The 13,928-nt window shown below is 61.9% G+C and carries 12 protein-coding genes; 6 read left to right on the top strand and 6 right to left on the bottom strand.

The window, feature by feature from the left end:
• From AC0L2A_RS18580 to AC0L2A_RS18565, 4 genes are all read right to left on the bottom strand, one after another.
• Positions 1–1,065: an ABC transporter permease gene (locus AC0L2A_RS18580; protein ID WP_023800208.1), complete on the bottom strand. Its 1,065-nt coding sequence runs from the start codon at positions 1,063–1,065 to the stop codon at positions 1–3.
• Entirely contained in the window at positions 1,058–2,614 is a 1,557-nt protein-coding gene (locus AC0L2A_RS18575) for a sugar ABC transporter ATP-binding protein (RefSeq protein WP_473609993.1), read from the bottom strand. Before AC0L2A_RS18575 ends, AC0L2A_RS18580 begins: the two co-directional genes overlap by 8 nt.
• On the bottom strand, positions 2,611–3,255 hold the full coding sequence (locus AC0L2A_RS18570) for a DUF2291 family protein (protein ID WP_473514811.1): 645 nt from the start codon (positions 3,253–3,255) through the stop codon (positions 2,611–2,613). Before AC0L2A_RS18570 ends, AC0L2A_RS18575 begins: the two co-directional genes overlap by 4 nt.
• 92 nt (positions 3,256–3,347) lie before the next feature.
• Positions 3,348–4,289, bottom strand: a complete 942-nt coding sequence (locus tag AC0L2A_RS18565) for a D-ribose ABC transporter substrate-binding protein (protein ID WP_031255363.1) — start codon at positions 4,287–4,289, stop codon at positions 3,348–3,350.
• A 653-nt stretch (positions 4,290–4,942) separates the two neighbouring features.
• On the opposite strand from AC0L2A_RS18565, the gene AC0L2A_RS18560 reads away from it, so the two are divergent.
• Positions 4,943–6,649, top strand: a complete 1,707-nt coding sequence (locus tag AC0L2A_RS18560) for a polysaccharide biosynthesis/export family protein (RefSeq protein WP_473609992.1) — start codon at positions 4,943–4,945, stop codon at positions 6,647–6,649.
• Positions 6,650–6,710: 61 nt separating this feature from the next.
• Positions 6,711–7,469 (top strand): hypothetical protein, encoded by a 759-nt coding sequence (locus AC0L2A_RS18555; RefSeq protein WP_473609991.1) that lies wholly within the window; start codon positions 6,711–6,713, stop codon positions 7,467–7,469.
• A gap of 52 nt (positions 7,470–7,521) precedes the next feature.
• Here the strand turns inward: AC0L2A_RS18555 and AC0L2A_RS18550 are convergent, their stop codons facing one another.
• Together AC0L2A_RS18550 and AC0L2A_RS18545 are read right to left on the bottom strand one after the other, a co-directional pair.
• Positions 7,522–8,349 carry a phosphogluconate dehydrogenase C-terminal domain-containing protein gene (locus AC0L2A_RS18550; RefSeq protein WP_473609989.1) on the bottom strand — a complete coding sequence of 276 codons (828 nt, stop codon included), beginning with the start codon at positions 8,347–8,349 and terminating at the stop codon, positions 7,522–7,524.
• 476 nt (positions 8,350–8,825) lie between these two features.
• The gene (locus AC0L2A_RS18545) at positions 8,826–9,908 is read right to left on the bottom strand and encodes a LacI family DNA-binding transcriptional regulator (protein ID WP_473609988.1); all 1,083 of its coding nucleotides are present in this window, start codon (positions 9,906–9,908) and stop codon (positions 8,826–8,828) included.
• A 153-nt stretch (positions 9,909–10,061) separates the two neighbouring features.
• On the opposite strand from AC0L2A_RS18545, the gene AC0L2A_RS18540 reads away from it, so the two are divergent.
• The 4 genes from AC0L2A_RS18540 (at position 10,062) to AC0L2A_RS18525 (ending at position 13,918) form a co-directional block, all read left to right on the top strand.
• Positions 10,062–11,093: a sugar ABC transporter substrate-binding protein gene (locus AC0L2A_RS18540; RefSeq protein WP_023801756.1), complete on the top strand. Its 1,032-nt coding sequence runs from the start codon at positions 10,062–10,064 to the stop codon at positions 11,091–11,093.
• A 101-nt stretch (positions 11,094–11,194) separates the two neighbouring features.
• Positions 11,195–12,151 carry an ABC transporter permease gene (locus tag AC0L2A_RS18535; RefSeq protein ID WP_473609986.1) on the top strand — a complete coding sequence of 319 codons (957 nt, stop codon included), beginning with the start codon at positions 11,195–11,197 and terminating at the stop codon, positions 12,149–12,151.
• Positions 12,152–12,167: 16 nt separating this feature from the next.
• Positions 12,168–12,944 carry an ATP-binding cassette domain-containing protein gene (locus tag AC0L2A_RS18530; protein ID WP_473609985.1) on the top strand — a complete coding sequence of 259 codons (777 nt, stop codon included), beginning with the start codon at positions 12,168–12,170 and terminating at the stop codon, positions 12,942–12,944.
• Positions 12,944–13,918 carry an ABC transporter permease gene (locus AC0L2A_RS18525; RefSeq protein WP_473609984.1) on the top strand — a complete coding sequence of 325 codons (975 nt, stop codon included), beginning with the start codon at positions 12,944–12,946 and terminating at the stop codon, positions 13,916–13,918. The genes AC0L2A_RS18530 and AC0L2A_RS18525 overlap by 1 nt, the downstream gene beginning before the upstream one ends.
• Positions 13,919–13,928 lie beyond the last annotated feature (10 nt).

The raw sequence follows: 13,928 nt of genomic DNA, 5'->3' as shown, positions 1-13,928 counted from the left end.
TCAGCCCGCCTTTGCCATCTGCATCAGCGTCACCCGGCTCTGCAGCCGGCGCTGCGCCTGGTCGACGACGACGGCGACGATGATGACCAGGCCCTTGATCACCATCTGCCAGAACGAGCTCACCCCCATCATCACCAGCCCGTCGGAAAGGATGCCGATGACGAAGGCGCCGACGATTGTGCCGCCGATCGTGCCGCGGCCACCCGACATCGAGGTGCCGCCGAGCACAGCCGCGGCGATGGCGTTGAGCTCGAAGCTTTCGCCGGTCGCCGGATGCGAGGCCATCAGTTCGGACGAGATGATCAGCCCGACGACCGCCGCGCAGAAGCCGGAGAACATGTAGACGAACATCTTCACCATGTTGACCCTGACGCCCGAAATCCGCGCCGCCCGTTCGTTGCCGCCGACGGCGAAGATGTGGCGGCCGAGCGGGGTGTATTTGGCGAGATAGGCCGCCCCAACTGCCACGACGACAAGAATCCATATCGAGACCGGCAGGCCGAGCAGCCGGCCGGCGCCGAGGAAGCCGAACCCCGTCGTGCCCAGATCGGGCTTGCCGACGAGGTTCGGAAAGGTGCGGCCATCCGACGACAGCAGCGCCAGGCCGCGCGCGACATAGAGCACGCCGAGCGTGGCGATGAACGGCGCGACATTCAGCCTGGTGATCAGCAATCCATTGACGGCGCCGATCAATATGCCGACCGCCAGCGTGATCAGTGCGATCTCGAAGACGTTGAAATAGATCGTGTAGCCGACCTGCAGGTCGATGCCGTTGAGCACGAGATAGCCGGCGACCATGCCGCACAGGCCGACAATCGAGCCGACCGAGAGGTCGATGCCGCCGGTGATGATGACGAAGGTCATGCCCATGGCGAGGAAGGCGTTCAGCGCGACGTGCTTCGACATCAGGATCAGGTTGGCGGCCGACAGGAAATTCGGCGCCGCGATCGAGAAGAAGATCAGGACGGCGATCAACGCAATGAACGTCCTCGCCTTCATCAGCGTCAGCAGCACGGACCCGCTCGAGGCGGAGGCAACCGAAGCCTTGGCCGGGATGTCAGTCATGGGCGTGGCTCTCCATGTGCGGGACCGGCCCGTGGCCAAGCGCCGATGCGGCGACAAGTGCCGCCTCCGTCGCCTCGGCGCGATCGAACATGCCGGTCAGTTTTCCATTGCTCATCACCGCGATGCGGTCGGACAGCGCCATCACCTCGTCGAGATCGGAGGTGGCGAACAGAATGCCCAGCCCGTCGCGGGACAGTTTGCGCATGGTGCGAAAGACGTCGGCCTTGGCGCCGACATCGATGCCGCGGCTTGGTTCGTCCATCAACAGCACCTTCGGTCCGGTGAGCAGCGCCTTACCGATCACCACCTTCTGCTGGTTGCCGCCCGACAGCGACGAGACCTCCTGCGCCGGATCGGCGACCTTGATCGCCAGTTCCCGCACCATCTGTGTCACCGCCTGGTTCTCCTTGGCGCCGCTGATATGGAACAGGCGGACAAACCGCGACAGGCTGGCCAGAGTCAGATTGCTGGCGACCGAGAGGATCGACACCAGACCTTCGCGCTGGCGATCCTCGGGGATCAGCGCCAGCCCGCGCCGGATGCGCCGCGTGGTGTCGCGTTCCCTGACCTTCTTGCCGACAATGAAGATCGCCCCGGTGGCATGGCCGTGGCGCCCCATGATGCAGTCGAACAGCTCGCTGCGTCCGGCGCCCATCAGGCCGTATATGCCGAGGATCTCGCCGGCACGCAGCGACAGCGAGACATGATCGACCGCAAGCCCCCCGGTTACGCGCGGCAGGCAGATATCCTCGGCGCGGAAGATCTCATCGCCCGGAACATGGCCGTCGGGCTTGGCGAAGTCCTTGGCGTCGGAGCCGATCATCTGCCGCACGATCCATTGCGTGTCGACGTTTTTCATCCTCTCCTGGCCGGTGATGCGGCCGTCGCGCAGCACGGTGATGTAGTCGCCGATGCGGATCAGCTCCTCGAGCCGGTGCGAGATGTAGACGATCGCCACGCCGCGCGCCTTGAGGTCGGCGATCACCTTGAACAGGATCTCGACTTCCGCCGCACTCAGCGCCGAGGTCGGCTCGTCCATGATCAGGATGCGCGCATCGAGCGAGACCGCCTTGGCGATCTCGACCAGTTGCTGCTGGCCGATGCGCAAATCCTCGACCAGCATGTCCGGCCGGATGCCGGCCTGCAGGCGCTCGAGAAATTCCGCCGCGCGGCGCTCCTGTTCCCGGCTGTCGATCTTGCGGAACCGGTTGCTGATCTCGCGGGTGGCAAATATGTTTTCGGCGACGCTCAGATTGCCGAACAGGTTCAGCTCCTGGAACACCATGCCGATGCCGCGGTTCACCGCGTCGCCGGATGAGGAGAAGGAGACCTCTTCGCCCTCCAGGAGGATGCGGCCGAGCGTCGGCTGTTCGACGCCGGCGATGATCTTCATCAGCGTCGATTTGCCGGCGCCGTTTTCGCCGACCAGCACGTTGACCGCGCCCTTGCGCACTTCGAAATTCGCGCGCTTGACCGCGACTGTCCCCGAATAGACCTTGGAGACGTCTTCCAGCTTCAGGATGACATCATGATCGCCGGCGGCAGTCATGGCTTCGGCCCCACCTCTGCCTCCGCCGGGGTCACCAGCGGCAAGTCCTGGCCGCTGCCCATGACATAAGCGCCGACGACCCTGGCGCTGCGGCCCTCCAGCGCTTCGCGCGGCAGCTTGGAGAGCACCGTCTTGTCGGCATGGATGTTGAACGCCTTGCCGAACTGGGCGAAGTCGATCTGATTGGTGAAATCGTTGAACTGGATGAAGTCGAGGCTGTCGCGCAGCGCGGTGCCACGCATCGCGGGTCCGATCTGCACCCGTGCATCCGCCTTGCCGTCACCGTCGGCATCGACATCCATGGTTGCCGCGCGTGACTGTGTGTTCGCCGCAACAATCTTGCCTTCGAGGCGAACCGCGAAGGTCCACGGCGAATTCGCCTGCTTCTTCGGATTGCCATACTTGGCGCCGGCAGCCGCAGGATCGGCTTTCGCCAGGGCGTGAACCTCGGGAAACGATCCGGCCTTCTGCTGGAGATAGGGCAGCATTTTGGCAGCCCAGATATCGCCGACCATCTTGTCCGCATTGAAGGCCGGTGCATTGCCGCCATCTTCCGCGGACGGTGTCGGCAGGATCTTGCAGGCAGTCAGGCTGATGCCAAATATCACGGCAACGGTCGCCCAAGTCAGCTTGTTCAACATGTCGGCTTGTTCGGCATGGCGGTCAGGCACCCGGGAAATGGAAGCAAGGGACGAGCCGGAAGCTCGTCCCTTGCGATTGATGTCACACCGGCTCAGTTGGTCAGCGCGAAGGTTTCCAGCTTGGCGGCATTGTCGCCATTGATCAGGACGCAGTCCATCAGCTGCTTTTCCTCGGCCGGAGACTTCTTGTTCTTGATGAAGTCGTTGGCCTGCTCGACCGCCATCTGCGCCTGCGCATAGGCCGGTTGCAGGACCGTGGCCTTGATGCCGCCAGAGGCGATCGAGTCGCGCACGTCATTCGATCCGTCGAAGCCGACGACGATGACGTCCTTGCGGCCGGCGGCGGCAAGGGCGGCATGGGCGCCCATCGCCATCGTATCGTTGCCGGAGATCACGCCCTTGATGTCCGGGTTGGCCTGGAGGATCGATTCCATCTTGGCATAGGCCTCGGTCTGGCTCCAGTTGGCCGATTGCTGCGCCACCATCTTCAGATCCGGATAGTCGTCGATGACGTCGTGATAGCCCTTGGAGCGGATGCCGGCATTGGTGTCGGATTCCTTGCCGACCAGCTCGACGTAATTGCCCTTCTCGCCCATCAGCTTGACGAACTCCTGCGCGCCGAGCTGGGCGCCCTGGTAGTTGTTGGAGACGATCTGCGCGACGGCGACGCCGGTGGCGTTGATCTCGCGATCGATCAGGAACGACGGAACGCCCGCGTCCTTGGCCTTCTGCACGGCGGCGACCGAGGCGTCGGCGCCGGCATTGTCGAGGATGATCGCCTTGGCGCCGCGGCCGATCGCCGTGTCGATCAGCTCGGACTGCTTGTTGGCGTCGTCGTCATGGACTAGCACCAGCGTTTCATAGCCGAGTTCCTTGGCCTTGGCTTCCGCGCCGACGGCTTCGGCCTTGAAGAATGGGTTGTCGTGCGAGGGCGTGATGATGGCAATGAGATCCGCCGCGTAGGCGGGTGCCGCGGTGCCCAGCGCCAGCATGCCGGCAAAAGCCGCAAATGTCATTCTGCGAGTGAGTTTCATGATTTCCTCCCATTTGAAAAAGCCTGTGCTTCCGCGGCCCAGGCTGAAATGCATTCCAGTTTGTCAGGCGGATCGCATCCGGTGTCGCGGGACCGGGTCATTTGCCGGCTCACCTGGGCGGATCATCCGGTTCGGTTCCGTCTTCAGCCTGCCCCTCCACCTGCCGCCTGCCCAATTTTCAGCCCGGCCTCGGCTGGCCAAAGCCAATCCAACAGCTAAGCCAACTGGTATAATGAGTCAACCACAAATTCAGATGATATGTATCTGATGAGCAGAAAGCGCCACCGGAGAGTCATCCCACCAAGAGCGATACTTCGTTCCCTGCGATGCGCCTGCATCTGGCCAGGTCGGAGAACCACCACCTTAAGCGGTATGATACGCGGGCGAGGGCGCAATAAGTAAGTAAGGAGGAGACATTCCTAAGCCTTATTCGGTGCTCAGCGCTACGCGCAGGCTTTGCTAGTATCGCCTACTGGTTGTGGAATTTCTCCGCGGCCCCAGCCTGCGCGCGGTTTTTCTAAAAAATCCGTTCGCGGCAAGGGTCGCGTTGCCGGTGAGGTTCAGCTATGACTTTTGTGCAGAGTTTCAGGCCGCCATCCTGCAGCCCCGCGCCAAGCTTTGCTGACCGACGGCATTCGGCTTCATTGCGTGGCATGCGCGGCAGCAGCTGCAGCGCCGTGCTGTGCCTCATTTCGTTGTGTATCATCCTGCTGCTGGGATCTGCGGCACACGGTCGGCCGCAGGCTGACGACAGACTTGCTCCGCGAGACACGATCGAACTGCACGTTTGGCAATGGACTGCCTTGCGCGACGGCGTTCTGGAGGCGCTGCAGCTCAACCATAGTTTCACCATCGACTCGACTGGCACGCTTGACCTTCCCTTGATCGGCAGCATTGCCGCGGCAGGTCTGCGTGAGGAGGAATTGGCAAAGCTGATTTCCGATCGCTTGCAAGCCAGGAGCGGCCGTCAGGAACGGGCTGACATAACCGTCAAACTGATACAAAGTTCGCCTTCCGACCTCACGGCTTCGGTGGAGGTTAAACAAGAAGCGCCCGAACCGCCGGCGGACGCAGCCAGCGACGGCTCTTCGGCCGTGGCTTCGCAACGCGCCAGTGTCGAGAACGGCCAGGCCGAGGCGCAGCCGGGCGTGCGCGGTTCCCACACACCTCGGCAGCCTGCTGCGGAGCAGCGGCAAAATCTGCAAGGGGCATTGCTGAATGAGCTAGCCGCCGCTCGTATGGAAATTGCGGCAGCGCGCGCGGAAGCACTTGCGGCTCGCCGGACTGCTCGCAACGATGCCGCCCGACACAATCAGAACCTTGCGACGGCCCGTCAACGGGCCGACGCCTTGGTGCGGGAACTCGATGCGGTGCGGATTAACCGTGGTACGCTGGAACAAAAGCTCTTTGCGGCGCTGAGGGAAGTCGACGCGCTCAGGAAGAGCGTGCAGCCGGCTCGCGGTGACCCAGCTCGCGCTGACCATGACGGCCGCGATTTGGCGGCGGCGCGAGCCGAACTGGCCGTGATGCAGCGCGGCGCCCGCGATGCCAGTGCGCAGGCGCGTGCGGTAGCCGACATGATGGCTGAACAAGGACAGGCGCTAAAACAGCAGCGGCGATGGGCCGAAGAGCTCGCGCTCGATCTGGAAGTGGCGCAAAGCCAAGTGAAAGGCTTGAAGGCCAAAGCCATTCTCGCCGATCACGAGAAGGCCGCCATGCTTGAAGCGCGTCACTCCATGGCGGCCTCTGTGGCAGAGGCGCAGCGAGCGCTGGATGAGGAGCGGCACAAGGCTGAGCGCTTCGAACGCGAACTCACCGCGGCGCGCCAGACCATCGACGCGCTTAGGACAAGCGCGGATCTGGCTGCTGCTGCGCGCACCGACGCCATCAGGGAACGACAGGTGGCCGAGGCGGCTTTGAAGCGAGCTGGCGACGCATTCGAACTGGAGCGCGAACGGGCAGATTCAGCTGCTCGTGATCGCGACAGCGCCCGGCGGGAACGCGACGCGGCAAGGCAGGAAGCGAGCCGCGTCTCGATGGAGCTGAGCGTGGCGTTGGAGCAAGAGCGCAACAAGGCCGTCGGCCTGGCCCGCGAGCTCGGCGCCGCTCGAAAGGCGATTGACGTTGAAAAGGCCCGGGATGAGCGTCGCAGCGAGCGTATCAACCGCGTTCCGAAAACGCGTGCCGTCGCAGCTTCGCGTGCAGATGTGTCCGTGCGCTCGCGACCAGCCCGTCAATCGGGGTTGCGGGAAAACCACAAAGTGAAGGCCAAAAAACCAACGCGACCTGTTCTGGTGGCGACCATCGCGCTTCCCGACGCGTTGCTCCCGACGCGACCGCCGAAGCTCGGCGCTCCCTAGCGAGGCTGATCGTGAAGGGCATTTCGGTGGGCCGAATCCATGCCGCAGGAGGAATATGGTGATGAACAAATACGTCGCAGCCGCATTGACCGTCGCGATCGCAATTTGCCCTGCCTCGGCTCTTGAGGCGGGGCTTGGCGGCAAACTTGGCGGTGTCGGGGTCGGTGCTGGCCTTAGCGCCGGCCCGAAAGGCGCCTCGGTGGCGGGCGGCTCGAGCGTCGACGGAGTAGGGGGAGCAAGCCTTGGCGGATCGCTCGGCGCGGGCAAGGGATCGCTCGGTGCCGGACTTGGCGTCAGCGGCAACCTCGGCGGCGCAAGCGGCGGCCTGTCGACAGGTGTCGGGGTGGGCGACCCTTCGTCCGCATCGGGCACCGCTCCAGGAGGTAAGCCAGGCAACCCGGCGCTGGGCGCTGGGCAAGCCGCGAGCAGCAATGCCGGCATCACGCCAGCCACCACCAAGGCCAAGGCTGCGAGTCAATTCGCCATCCTGCCACGCAAGCTCAGGCCTTCCGGAACTGGTCGCAACACGTCGGCGCGGATCACCTACGGCTATCCGTTTATGGCGCCACTGAACGCCAAACCCGGTATCCCACCAGCTGTGGTGCGCGCCTGCCGCACGGCGATCGCGTCGGCCGCGACGCCGCTTGGCGCCGTGCTTGTTCACGCGGTAAGCGCGGGCCCGTTGCAGCAATTTCGGGGCGCACTCACGGCGCCGATCGAGGTGCGCATACACTATGCAAGACAAGGCGGCGTCGAGGTTCGGCAGGCGCGAGTCGGCTGTCGCCTCGATGCGGCGGGCAGGGTCACCGCGGTGACATAGGACGCGCCTGTACCTTCTCCTACGAGAGGAGAAGGAAAGGCGGCTTCCGCCTTCAGGTGATGCGCTGGATGCTCGCTGCAATCTCTTCCGGCTCGAAGACCCGCTTCCAGTCGTCGCGCATCAGCACCGGCTTGCCGAACTCGATGGCCTTGTTGCAGGCGTCGGAGAACACGCCCTTGGTCTCGCCGAAGATGACGGCGCCGAGCACATTCATGTGGCCAAGCAGGAAGTCGAGCGCGGCCTGCTGGTCGACCCCGCGCGCAACGACCTCGTCGACCGCTTCCTTCATGACGACCAGCAGCGAAGCGCAGACGGTCTCCGAAAGGCCCGGCTCAAGCAGCGCCATCTGGTCGACCGTGACGCGATGCGACCGCATCACCGGTGCCCAGATGATCTTGGCGATCGCTTCGCCCTTGGCGAAATCCTCTTCCGGTCCCTGCATCAGCGCGCTGACCATATGCTGCTTGGCCTTGACGCCGCCGAAATAGTCCTTCTTGGCCGCCATGTCGGTCTCGTCGTTGAAGATCGGCGGATGGCAGGGATGGGTGACGAAATAGGTCAGGTCCGGCCGCTTCGGCAAATGACCGGCGAAAGGCGCTGCGGCGTCGAGCACGACCACCATGGTGCCGGACGCAAGCTTGCCCTCGATGCTGGCAGCGACCTTGCCGACATGCGTGTCGGGAACCGCCAGGATCACCACCTCGGCGCCGTTCAGGGCTTCATCGGCGCTGACCGCGTCGATGCCCAGCCCGGTCTTCAGCCGCTCGCGGCCGGCGTCGCTGACCTCGACATGGCGTAGGATGTAGGGAGAGCCACGAAAATTGGTCGACAGGCGGTAACCCATTTTGCCGCCGGCACCAAACAGCGCAATCGTTGTCATCTAGCCGTCCTCCTGATCTCCAACGATGGCCCTGCCGATCGTCACCTTAGTAACTGGTATAATCACACTACCATGGATTTGGCAACCGTTTGGGACGAACGCGTTCACGACAGCCAATTCCGCAGTCCCGCCGTTGGCTGCGCCAGTTGGTGGCGGCCTTGTCGGATCATGCGGTGGATCGACATCGCATTTGGCATTGCCGGCGAGGCCGGGTCTTTTCGGGGGTCCGGCGAGCCGTCAGTCTTAACGTTGTGTTACATTAATTCGCACATGACAGCGGCATGTCCGCCCGTCCATTGAACGGGCGAGTTTCTAGCTAGCCGGAAACGGCAACTCGCGACCCAAAACGGTCAGCGAAGGCAGATGCCATGAGTGGCTCGATTGGAGTTCTTCGGATACGTTCCCTCAGGCGATGCGCGGCTGAAAGGCGATTCCACCCCCTGCCCAGATTTCCGCCATGACTGGGGGCTTTTTCGTCACAGACCGCAATTGTATCGGGTGTGCACCAGGATCTGCGAATAGGACGGCTCGACCGTTACGCCGTTGACGTTGTCACGGATCCATTTGGCGGCCGCCGTCAGCTCGCCACTGAAGTCATGTGAAATGACATAGTCCATGACGCCGGATTCCAGGAGGTTTCGTGAGTGGTTGGTCAATTCGTGGCCGACGAAGACCGTGTCGCGGGCCTTTCCGGCGTCCTCCAGTGCCTTTGCCACGCCGCGGTTGGCGCCGGCGACATTGTAGATCGCGGCCGGGTAACCATGTGCCTCGAAATAGCGGGTTAACTGCTCACAAGTGCTCTCCGGCCTGTCGTCAGAAATCACACGTTCCTCGATCTTCAAATATGAAAAGTCGGAACGGAGCACCCTCCGGAAGCCCATCTCACGCTCTTGCTTGCAGCGGAACGCCACGCTCATGACGATCAGAATATTGCTACGTTCCTTTGGGAGAGCATTGCCGATCAGAAGCGCCGCCACGCTGCCAGCGGCGTACTGATCATTGCCAATATAAGCGCTGCGACGGGAACTCGGCAGATCGGTCGTCAGGCAGATGACGGGAATTTCAATGGACCGAAGCTTGCGTATCGCGCGGTTGATCGCCGGATGCTCGCGAGCGATGACTACGACACCATCCGCGGCGTTACCTTGCTGCTCAATCCGGCGCGCAAACGATGAAGGCTCGACTTCGCTGGTGGTTAGGTAATCTCCCTCAATCTCGATGCCGGCAAGGGTTCGGTTGACCTCGGTTACAGCGGCCGTCATTGCTGCATTGAATGTTTCGCCGGAGTCACAAAATAGACGAATATGCAAAGGGATGTCGCGGTCCGCGCTTTCGTTTTTCAGCTTTTCGACCGCCCCCAGGACGCGGGCTCTCGTTCGTTCTCGGACACCGCTGCGGTTGTTAAGGACCCTGTCGACCGTCGCAGGACCGACTCCTGCGAGCTTGGCAATTTCCTGGACCTTGGGGCCTTTCCATGTCCGATTTTGCAGGTGATCGATCACAGCTTTCTCCAGTTTCCGCTTAAAAACTGATGGTGAAAACATCATCTCGGAAGTCATTACTCATCGCAACGCCAAATTTTTGAACGGCTTGCCCCATTGTTGTGTTGCATGGGCATTATGATGTATTTCGCATCATAAAATGGCCTCCATCTTCCTTGTCTGATGTGATTTCAATCCAGATAATCACATCGTTAACGGAGGAGGAACCCCATGAAATTCGGAAATTCAATTCTGCTTTCTGCCTTGATGGCCGCCACCGCATTCGGCGGCACCGCCCATGCGCAGGACGGCGAAAAGCAATATCGCTTCGTCATGGTCTCTCACATCGGATCGAACGATCCGAACATGGGTTGGCTGACGAAGTCGATGGAGGAGTTCGAGAAGAAATATCCGAACGTCAAAACCGAATACATCTCCACCAACAACTATTCGGTCCAGGAACACGTTCGCCTTCTCGAGCAGGCTATCTCGACCCAGCCCGATGGCATTGCTGTCCCGATCGTCAGTTCCGATGCCTTCGAAGGACCGCTGCGCAAGGCTATCGAAGCCGGCATTCCGGTCGTTGCCTTCAATATTCCGGACGGCCGGCCTGAGGGCGAGCGCATTCCCTACCTGACTTATGTTGGCGGCGACGAATATCTCACAGGCAAGAAGCTCGGCGAATACGCGCTCGAAAAGGCCGAAGCCGGCGAAATCCCGAAACCGACCCATATCGTCTGTGCAAGCCATGACTCCGCCCACCAGGGTCTCAAGGCTCGTTGCGCCGGAATGAAGGACGCAATGGAGAAGGCCGGCGCCAAGGTCGATGAACTGTTTATTGGCGCCGAACCGGCGACGGCACGCAATACCTTGCAGTCCTTCCTGCAGGCCAACCCGGACACCAATTACATCTTCACGGTTGCTGGCTGGTCTTCACCCTGGGCATGGGGTGTCGCCAATGAGATGAAGCTCGACCCGGATGTCGACGACAAGGGTGTGACTGTCCTGACGGTTGACGAGGGTCCGGTTTCGATCGAGGGCGTGCGCGCCGGACATGTGCTGGCGACGAACAGCCAGGGCTTCTGGCTGCAGGGTTACGCGCCGATGGAATGGCTCTACTGGAACAAGGAGTTCGGTTACGCGCCGCAGTCGAATATCCTGACCGGTCCCGTGATTATCAACAAGGATAACGCCGACAAGTGGGCCGAACTGGTTCGCGGTGTCTTTGGCGACAAGGCCTACGACGAGCAGAACACCTGGTAAGGGTTCCTCCCGGAGGGGCGGCCGGCTGCGACGAGGAGCGCCGGCTGCCCCGACTCATTTGTGCGCCTGATGTCGCACATGAAACCAGCGAGCAGAGTGTCATGAAACAGCTTGTGCGAGGCCAGGGCTTCGGCGCGATCATCGGCGTCGTCGTCATGCTTGTCGTGTTTTCCCTGATCGACTTTTCCGGCTGGTGGACCGCCCAGACCATCACCAATGTCACGCAGTTCACAGCCATCCTGTCCTTCGTCGCCATGGGCCAGGCCTTTGTCATCATGACGAAGGAAATCGACCTGTCCGTCGGCTCCGTTTACGGACTGGCTGGCGTTGCCTTCATCACGCTGGAACCGAGTTTCGGCGTGCCCGGATCGCTCGTTGTAGCGCTGGTCATGGCCGCCTTCGTCGGCCTTCTTCAGGCGCTTGCCGTCGTCAAGGGGCACTTGCCGTCGATGATCGTGACGCTCGGCGGACTCTTCGCGGTCCGCGGGATCATCTATGTCTGGACGGGTGGCTCGGTCCACAATTTCTCAGCCGATGCACGCATCCATCCGGTGACCCGTCTGTTCGGCGGCGAACTGTTCGGTGTCGAAGCGGCCATATTCTGGCTTGCCGTGGCCGCGGCCGTTCTTGGTATCGTCCTCTGGGCCACACCCTTCGGAAATCGCCTTCTGGCCACCGGGGGAAGCCGTGAAAGCGCGGAATCGCGCGGCGTCCGCACCGACCGAGTGAAGATCTGGGCCTTCGTCCTTTGCTCGCTGCTCGCCGGATTCGCCGGCATCCTGACCCTATGCAACCAGCCGCAAACCCATGTCACGCTCGGCGAGAACATGGAGCTCGAGGCCATTTCTGCCGCGGTCATCGGCGGCTGCCTGCTGACTGGCGGACGCGGCTCGATCATTGGAGCCGTACTCGGAGCTCTCATCGTCGTCAGCTTCCGCTACGAACTCATCGCTCTTGGCGCGCCCTCGTCCTGGTACATCACCTTCGTCGGTGTCGTGCTCATCGTGGCGGTCATCTTCAATCAGAAACTGGCCCGTTTCCTCGGACACAGCGTTTGACGCGGGAGGACATCAAATGGCGAACAGCAACGCCCTCATTCAGGTCAAGAACCTTGATCTCCACTTCGGCGCTTTCCACGCCCTCAAGAACGTCTCGGTGGACTTTCACGCCGGCGAGATGATTGGCCTGGTCGGCGATAACGGTGCCGGCAAGACAACGCTGATCCGCGTCCTTTGCGGCATTTACGCCCCGACGTCGGGCGAAGTCTTTTTCGATGGCAAAAAGGTGGAGAAGTTTCACCCGAAGCTCGCGATCGACCAAGGGATCGAGACGATCCAGCAGTCCGTCGGCCTCTGCGACAACCTGTCGATCGCGCGCAATTTCTATCTTGGACGCGAGCCGGTCAAGCGTGTTCTCGGCATCCCCTTCCTCGATATGGGCAAGATGCGAGAGAAGTCTACACGCGTGATCCGGCAATTCGGCTTGCGTGCAAATGTCTCCGCGGACGACGAGGTGGAACGCCTGTCAGGCGGAGAACGTCAGTCCGTGAAGATCGGTCGCGCGGTCGAATTCAAGAACAGGGTCGTCATCATGGACGAGCCGACCAACCATCTGTCGGTACGCGAACGCGAGCACGTCAACGAGCTCGCCGTCCAGCTCAAGGAGCAGGGCCTGCTCGTCATCTACATTACCCACGACATCTTCCAGGTGCACAAGCTCGCCGATCGAATTGTGATCATGGAGAATGGCGAAAAGGTCGCGGACGCAACGACGGATTCCATGACGGCGGAAGAACTCGAAGAGGTTATCCGCCGGGGCGGGCGCGTCGTGGAAAAGCGGGAGGCGGTCTGATGGCTCTCTCCTCCGCCAAGCCTCTCATTCGGCGTCACGCGGAGATCGGGATCTTCCTGATCGGCGTCGTTCTGATCGTCATCTTCGCCTCAACATCGGACGGTCGATGGGCCAATCTCTACAATATCGGCACCATCCTGCAGGTGACGGCAACGCTGGGTTTGATGAGTCTCGGCGTCGCTCTGGTGATCGGGACGGGCGAGATCGACATCTCGGTCGGTTCGACCTTCGGCATAGGCGCGCTAGCCTACCTCTGGCTTGCGGCTCAGGTTGACCCGTCGATCGCGGCAGTTGCTGCGGTGTTGGCCGGCGCCGCGATCGGACTGTTCAACGGCTTGCTGGTAACCCGAACCGGCACGCCATCCCTCATCATCACGCTTGGGACGCTGATGATCTTCCGCGGCATCGCCATCGCTCTGACCGAGGGATTTTCATTCTCTATTCCCTATGCAGCGCGCAAGGGCTGGACCTACTTCGTCCTCGGCGGCGGTGACTTCCTGGGCTTTAACACCGCGCTCTACTGGCTCATGACCTTGACCGTTATTCTCCTGGTGGCGTTGAAAGCAACGCCTTTCGGCAACCGCCTACTCGCCGTTGGCGAGTCTGCCGAAAGCGCGCATTCGCGTGGCGTTCGCGTTGATCGGATCAAACTGTCCGCTTTTGTCCTGTGCGGCATGTTGGCGGGTTTCGCTGGCACGCTCGAGGCCGGCAAGCTTGGCTTCGCAGACGGCTCGATGGGGCGCCTGATGGAACTGCAGGCGATTGCTTCCTGCGTGCTTGGCGGCTGCCTGCTCGCCGGCGGCAGGATCTCGCTGCCAGGTGCACTGATGGGGGCCTTCGTTCTGTCCTCCATTCAATCCTATCTCGTGGTCACAGGCGTCCGTCCACAATGGTTCATCCTCGTCCTTGGTCTGATTGTGGTACTCGCCGCCTACGGCGACCGATCGCTGCGGCAATGGGCGCTTCGCAAGTAAAGGATCCAAA

The sequence above is a fragment of the Mesorhizobium sp. WSM4844 genome, from assembly GCF_055811775.1.
This window is presented reverse-complemented; position numbering and strand designations above follow the sequence as displayed.

Bases quoted from the DNA above. Each gene is read 5' to 3' on its own strand.
- AC0L2A_RS18580 (WP_023800208.1), bottom strand. From the start codon at position 1,065: ATGACTGACATCCCGGCCAAGGCTTCGGTTGCCTCCGCCTCGAGCGGG.
- AC0L2A_RS18575 (WP_473609993.1), bottom strand. From the start codon at position 2,614: ATGACTGCCGCCGGCGATCATGATGTCATCCTGAAGCTGGAAGACGTC.
- AC0L2A_RS18570 (WP_473514811.1), bottom strand. From the start codon at position 3,255: ATGTTGAACAAGCTGACTTGGGCGACCGTTGCCGTGATATTTGGCATC.
- AC0L2A_RS18565 (WP_031255363.1), bottom strand. From the start codon at position 4,289: ATGAAACTCACTCGCAGAATGACATTTGCGGCTTTTGCCGGCATGCTG.
- AC0L2A_RS18560 (WP_473609992.1), top strand. From the start codon at position 4,943: ATGCGCGGCAGCAGCTGCAGCGCCGTGCTGTGCCTCATTTCGTTGTGT.
- AC0L2A_RS18555 (WP_473609991.1), top strand. From the start codon at position 6,711: ATGAACAAATACGTCGCAGCCGCATTGACCGTCGCGATCGCAATTTGC.
- AC0L2A_RS18550 (WP_473609989.1), bottom strand. From the start codon at position 8,349: ATGACAACGATTGCGCTGTTTGGTGCCGGCGGCAAAATGGGTTACCGC.
- AC0L2A_RS18545 (WP_473609988.1), bottom strand. From the start codon at position 9,908: ATGACTTCCGAGATGATGTTTTCACCATCAGTTTTTAAGCGGAAACTG.
- AC0L2A_RS18540 (WP_023801756.1), top strand. From the start codon at position 10,062: ATGAAATTCGGAAATTCAATTCTGCTTTCTGCCTTGATGGCCGCCACC.
- AC0L2A_RS18535 (WP_473609986.1), top strand. From the start codon at position 11,195: ATGAAACAGCTTGTGCGAGGCCAGGGCTTCGGCGCGATCATCGGCGTC.
- AC0L2A_RS18530 (WP_473609985.1), top strand. From the start codon at position 12,168: ATGGCGAACAGCAACGCCCTCATTCAGGTCAAGAACCTTGATCTCCAC.
- AC0L2A_RS18525 (WP_473609984.1), top strand. From the start codon at position 12,944: ATGGCTCTCTCCTCCGCCAAGCCTCTCATTCGGCGTCACGCGGAGATC.